A 4,221-nucleotide genomic window follows, 5' to 3' on the forward strand; every position below is an offset into this window, starting at 1 on the left:
CAGGGCGCACCACCCCTCTCCCACCCTGTGGGAGAGGGGCTGGGGGTGAGGGCAACGAAACGGCAGGGCGCACCACCCCTCTCCCACCCTGTGGGAGAGGGGCTGGGGGTGAGGGCAAAGTAGGAGGTGCGCTATGAGAGGCGTTGTTGGCTTACTGTTGGCATGGGCGGCAACCACTGCATATGCCCAACCGCTGATGGACGACTTCTTCGGCGGGTTTGACCCCCAACGCGGCTGGAGTTGGGGCGTGCCCAGAAACGCGCCCGTGAACACCTATGACGCCACGCGCGTTAGCTTCACTGCCGAGCATCTGCAAATCACGGCGCAGGCAGGGACGCTGTATCAGGGCGTCAACGCTATCCGCAACCTGCCGAGTGTGTCTGTGCCTGCGCTGCGCGGCGTGTGGGTGATTGAGACGCGCGTGCGCCTGACGCGGGGCGGCGCATCGGGCGGCTACATTCAGGCGGGTGTGGTCGCATTCCGCGACGCCGACCACTACTTCAACCTGCACTTGGTGTACCTACCTGAACAGAACCTCTCGCTGTCGGTCAGCGGCGGGCACGAGTGGAACGGCGTCTACCAGTGGGCAGGGCTAAGCGGCATGGTGTGGAGCCCCAGCGCGGGCGATACCGTGCGCCTGATGATGCGCTACGAACCCGACACAGGGCGCGTGCGCTTTTTTTACGACCGCGAGGACGGCGCACACTGGCGTGAGTTCACGGGGTCGCCGCGCCCGCTGAGCGACTTTCCCGCGCTGCAAGCCGTCGCGCAGGCGGGCGGGCAGATTGGGCTGTATGTGGACTTGGGTGGCGGCGGGGGCAACCCTGCGCCCGTTGCGAGCTTCGACTACCTGCAAATCCTTAGCGACTACCACCCCGCCGATGTGAATTGCGACGGCATCGTGGACGACGCTGACCTGCTGCAGGTGCTGTTCGCCTTCGGCGCGCAGCGTTGCAACCACCCCGCCGACATCAACGGCGACGGAACGGTAGACGACGCCGACCTGCTGCAGGTGCTGTTCAGTTTCGGCGCACGCTAATCGGGTACAATTGAACGCCACAGGAGGCGTTCTGGATGCAGGTGCTGACCGAAGCGCTGAGTTTCGACGATGTGCTGCTGCTGCCCAACCACTCCGAGGTGCTGCCTGACCAAGTCGATGTCAGCACAACGCTGGTGGGGAACATTCGGCTGCGCATTCCCATCGTGAGTTCACCGATGGACACCGTGACCGAATCGCGCATGGCGATTGCGCTGGCGCGGGAAGGCGGCGTCGGCGTGATTCACCGCAACATGCCCATCGAAAAGCAGGCGTTGGAGGTGGATCGCGTCAAGCGCAGCGAACACGGCGTCATCTGGGATCCGATTTACCTCTCGCCGAACCACACCGTGCGCGACGCGCTGGAGTTGATGGAGCGCTACCACATCTCAGGCGTGCCCATCACCGACGAAGAGGGCTACTTGGTGGGCATCTTGACCAACCGCGACATCCGCTTTGAGACCAACTTCGACCGCCTCATCCACGAGGTGATGACCAGCGAGAACCTGATCACCGCGCCTGTCGGCACGAGCCTTGAGGAAGCCGAGAAAATCCTGCAACGACACAAAATCGAGAAGCTGCCCATCGTGGACGAGCAGGGCAAACTGCGCGGGCTGATTACCATCAAAGACCTGCTGAAGATACGCCAGCACCCGAACGCCACCAAAGACGACAGGGGGCGCCTGGTGGTCGGCGCGGCGGTGGGACCGATGCGCCAGCCTGTGGAGCGGGCGCGTGCGCTGGCGGACGCGGGCGTGGACTTCATCGTCATCGACTCGGCGCACGGGCACTCGCAGGGGGTGCTGAACGCCGTGCGGCTGATTAAGCGCACGCTGCCCGACCTGCTGGTGGTGGCGGGCAATGTCGCCACGCGCGAGGGCGTGCGTGCGCTGGCGGAGGCGGGCGCAGACGCGATTCGTGTCGGGCTGGGCGCAGGATCCATCTGCACCACGCGCGTGGTGGCGGGCGTCGGCGTGCCGCAACTGCACGCCATCATGGAGTGCGCCGCCGAAGCGCAGAAGTGGAACCTGCCGATTATCGCCGACGGCGGCATCCGCTATTCGGGCGACATCGTGAAGGCGTTGGCGGCGGGCGCAAGCGCCGTGATGCTGGGCAACCTGCTGGCAGGCTGCGAGGAATCGCCCGGCGAGATCGAAATCTTCCGCAACCGCGCCTACAAGGTCTATCGCGGGATGGGGTCGGTCGCCGCGATGCGTCAAGGTTCCAGCGACCGCTACTACCAGACCGACCCGCGCAAAATCGTGCCCGAAGGCGTGGAAGGGCGCGTGCCGTATCGCGGTCCCCTGTCGGAGACGGTTCACCAACTGGTGGGCGGCTTGCGGTCGGGGATGGGCTATGTCGGCGCGCGGAACCTGCAGGAACTGCGCGAGAAGGCGCGCTTTATCCGCATCACGAATTCAGGGCTGCGCGAGAGCCACCCGCACAGCGTCTCCATTACGCGCGAGCCGCCGAACTACTGGACAGGAGGCGAGGAGTGAGGCATCTGCAGGGCTTTGAGGGCGTCTGGTCGGGCGTGCTGCAGGCAGGGGCGCAGCGGCTGCGCCTCGTGTTCCGCCTGCAGCGCGACGCCGACGGGCAACTGCGCGGCGCCATCGACAGCCTTGACCAAGCCGCGACGGGCATCCCCATCAGCGCAATTACGGTGGAGGGGAACACGATTCGCATCCGTTCCGACGCCGTGCAGGGCGAGTTCGTGGGCACGCTGTCGGAAGACGGCAAGCAACTCGCAGGCACATGGAAGCAGGGCGGGCAGGAGTTGCCGCTGACGCTAACGCGCGGCGAGCCGCCCGCCCCCAAACGCCCGCAAGAGCCGAAACCGCCCTTCCCCTACCGCACGGAAGAGGTGCGCGTCCCGAACCTGAAGGGGCGGTTCGAACTCGCGGGCACGCTGACCCTGCCCGACGGCAAGCCGCCGTTCCCCGCAATCGTGTTTTTCACAGGGTCGGGGGCGCAGAATCGCGACCAAGAGATTTTCGGGCACAAGCCGTTCCTGGTGCTGGCGGACTACCTGACCCGCGCAGGCTATGCGACACTGCGCATGGACGACCGCGGGGTGGGCGGTTCGGGCGGCGACATGCGCACGGCGACCACGCTTGATTTTGCCGACGACGCGCTGGCGGGCGTGCGCTACCTGCAGAAGCGCAAGGAGATCGACCGCAAGCGCATCGGGCTACTGGGGCACAGCGAGGGTGCGCTGGTGTGCGCGATTGCCGCCGCCAAAGCACCGCGCGAGGTCGCCTTCCTGATTATGCTGGCGGGCACGGGCGTGACGGGCGAGCAGATCCTGTACCGTCAAGTAGAACTGATTAACCGCAAGTCGGGCGTTGCTGAGCCGCTAATTGAGCGCAACCGCGCCCTGCAACAGCGCGTGTTCGGGATCCTCAAGCGCGAGCGCGACGACGCCAAAGCGCAGGAGGCGATTTACGAGGCACTCGTGCAGTCGCTGGGCGCGGGCACAAGCCTATCCGAGAGCCAGAAGGCTACCCTGCGTGCGCAAGCCGCCGACTACACCACCCCGTGGTTCCGCACCTTTATCACGCTGGATCCTGCGCCCTACTTGCGTAAGGTGCGCTGCCCCGTGCTTGCCCTCAACGGCGAACTCGACCTGCAGGTAGACCCCGAACAGAACCTGCCCGTGATTGAGCGCGCCCTGCGCGAGGGAGGCAACAAGCGAATTACCATCCGCCGCCTGCCCAACCTCAACCACCTGTTCCAGAAGGCGAAAACGGGACTCATCACCGAGTACGCCGAGATCGAGGAGACCTTCAACCCCGACGCGCTGGAGATTATTCGCAAGTGGCTGGACGAAACTGTGCGGGGCGCGAAATAAAAAATGGTGACCCCAGGGGGATTCGAACCCCCGTCCTCCTGGCTGAAAACCAGGCGTCCTAGACCACTAGACCATGGGGCCAGCCGTCGTTAGTATACCCCACGATGCAGGGGCAATTGCAAGCCTTTGCGCCTGGTCAGTCGCCCTGCTGCTGCGCGAGCTGCTGGGCGAAGTTTTCGAGGCTGCCTGCCGAGACTGCAAGCGGGTAAAGGGCGTTCAGGGTCGCTACATCGCGAATCGCGCGCAGTTGTGCTTCCAGCTCCGCAGGCACTGCGCCGTAGAGTGTGCGCAGTAGCGTGAGAATCCCTTCCTGCAAGCCCTGTGCGCGTCCCTC

3 protein-coding genes, 1 tRNA gene and 1 pseudogene are annotated in these 4,221 nt (G+C 65.2%); 3 read left to right on the plus strand and 2 right to left on the minus strand.

The window, feature by feature from the left end:
- The first annotated feature begins 133 nt into the window (after positions 1 to 133).
- Genes NW855_RS05095 through NW855_RS05105 form a run of 3 tightly spaced genes read left to right on the plus strand, consistent with a single transcriptional unit; the run spans position 134 to position 3,887 of the window.
- Positions 134 to 1,039, plus strand: coding sequence for a hypothetical protein (locus tag NW855_RS05095; RefSeq protein ID WP_414508492.1), 906 nt, complete (start codon positions 134 to 136; stop codon positions 1,037 to 1,039).
- Between the two features lie 35 nt (positions 1,040 to 1,074).
- Positions 1,075 to 2,535, plus strand: coding sequence for an IMP dehydrogenase (gene guaB / locus NW855_RS05100; RefSeq protein ID WP_414508493.1), 1,461 nt, complete (start codon positions 1,075 to 1,077; stop codon positions 2,533 to 2,535).
- The gene (locus NW855_RS05105; protein ID WP_414508494.1) at positions 2,532 to 3,887 is read left to right on the plus strand and encodes an alpha/beta hydrolase family protein; all 1,356 of its coding nucleotides are present in this window, start codon (positions 2,532 to 2,534) and stop codon (positions 3,885 to 3,887) included. The genes guaB and NW855_RS05105 overlap by 4 nt, the downstream gene beginning before the upstream one ends.
- A 4-nt stretch (positions 3,888 to 3,891) precedes the next feature.
- On the opposite strand, the gene NW855_RS05110 is transcribed toward NW855_RS05105, so the two are convergent.
- Positions 3,892 to 3,968, minus strand: a tRNA-Glu gene (locus NW855_RS05110).
- Between the two features lie 55 nt (positions 3,969 to 4,023).
- A pseudogene (locus NW855_RS05115) lies at positions 4,024 to 4,221 on the minus strand (hypothetical protein); the annotation flags it as partial.

The sequence above is a fragment of the Synechococcus sp. RC10B2 genome, from assembly GCF_047502635.1.

Coding starts and splice junctions, on each gene's coding strand:
- NW855_RS05095 (WP_414508492.1), top strand. CDS start 134: ATGAGAGGCGTTGTTGGCTTACTGTTGGCATGGGCGGCAACCACTGCA.
- guaB (WP_414508493.1), top strand. CDS start 1,075: ATGCAGGTGCTGACCGAAGCGCTGAGTTTCGACGATGTGCTGCTGCTG.